Here is a 1,703-nt window from a genome sequence, read left to right on the forward strand (position 1 = left end):
CGAATTCAGAAGTTGAAATGCCCCTGTCTTTGAAAATTCCTAAAGAAGCAAAACCAGGAAACTACTTTTTTTTAATAAAGACAGAAATTCATCGCAAAGGCGGGAAAGCAAAAATTTTGCGCTATGTTAAGGTATTTGTTGAAATAATGTAGAAATTTGTTAATACCTCTTGACAAATATAGGCGGAATATGTAATATCTTGTTATGTTAAATACAAAAATACCTCAAAATTTGCTTTCCAGAAACATTTTAGGAACATTAAAACAAGAACTTGATGAGAATGAAATAACGCTCCTCACCGGCTCCCGCCAGGTTGGTAAAACAAGTTTAATGTATCTACTAATCAACTATTTAATCAATGAAAAGAATATTAAGCCATCCCAGATTTTCTATTTTGATTTAGAAAATATCATTGAACTGGAAACGATGAATGGAATTAAGGACTTTAGAAAATTCGTCAATTTACTTTCTGATTCGGGAGCAGATTCAAATCAGAAAATCTGGGTTTTTATAGACGAAATTCAATATCTGGATTACCCTTCAAGTTTTCTTAAATACATTTATGATAACTACAAACCAAAAATTAAATTCATTGTTTCCGGCTCATCTTCTCTTGAGATAAAAAAGAAATTTACTGACAGATTAACCGGTAGAGTTCATTTATTTGTTATTTATCCGCTTGATTTCTTTGAATATCTTATCTTTTCAGGCGAAAATAATCTGGCACAAAAAAAGAAAGAATGTGAATTAAACGAAATGTTAATAACAGGAAAATTTGAAATTCCGGGCTGGCATGAAAATCTGGGTCAAAATCTGCTTGAATATTTTGAATTATTCTGTAGATTTGGTGGCTATCCCGGAATAGTTTTGAAAAAAGAACCTTATAAATTTCAACAGGATATAACAAACATTTATTCTTTCTACGTTAGAAAAGATATACGGGATATTGCTGATATAGACGACACACGTGGATTTAACAATCTGGTAGGACTGATAGCCAATCACATAGGTTCTCTTGTTAGTGAAACAGAACTTTCCAGCACAGCCGGCATTTCAAGACCTACGGTAAAAAAATATTTATTTTTGCTGGAAAATACTTTTATTATAGAATTGATACGTCCATATTTCACCAATCGTCGTTCAGAGTATTCAAAAATGCCCAAGACATTTTTCCTTGACCCCGGACTCAGAAATGCAACGATTAATAATTTCAGAGAATTAAGTTACCGCCAGGATACAGGACATCTGGCAGAAAACGGAATTTTTTCACAATTAACCAAAAATAAAAAACCACTTTCAGAAATTCACTTCTGGCGAAGTGAACGCGGGGCAGAAGTTGATTTTGTTATTGTTAATGATAATGTATTACCGATTGAAGTAAAGTATCAATTGTATCCGGATGAAAAAATTTCAACAGGTCTTCGCAGTTTTATTCACAGGTATTCTTCTGAAAAAGCAATTGTGGTAACACAAAATTTCTGGCATAAAATTAAGATAGAAAAAACAGAGGTGTTTTTTATTCCCGCATGGGCAATTTAAAATTTTATGTTTGAAACACCGGGAAACATTAATTATTTGAAGTTATGACTACGTTACTCATTTCAGTTCTGGTGTTTGGTGTTGTAATTATTTATTCGCCGGATTTATATGATGCTTTTAATCTACCAAAAATAACTTTTTTCTATATCGTTGTTATAATTCTT

1 protein-coding gene is annotated in these 1,703 nt (G+C 31.9%); it reads left to right on the top strand.

From position 1 onward, the window contains the following. Positions 1-204: 204 nt before the first annotated feature. Positions 205-1,539, top strand: a complete 1,335-nt coding sequence (locus tag AB1349_14135) for an ATP-binding protein (protein MEW6558464.1) — start codon at positions 205-207, stop codon at positions 1,537-1,539. Positions 1,540-1,703: the final 164 nt, after the last annotated feature.

The organism is Elusimicrobiota bacterium, from assembly GCA_040757695.1.
Classification (GTDB): domain Bacteria; phylum Elusimicrobiota; class UBA8919; order UBA8919; family UBA8919; genus JBFLWK01.

Coding starts and splice junctions, on each gene's coding strand:
- AB1349_14135 (MEW6558464.1), top strand. CDS start 205: ATGTTAAATACAAAAATACCTCAAAATTTGCTTTCCAGAAACATTTTA.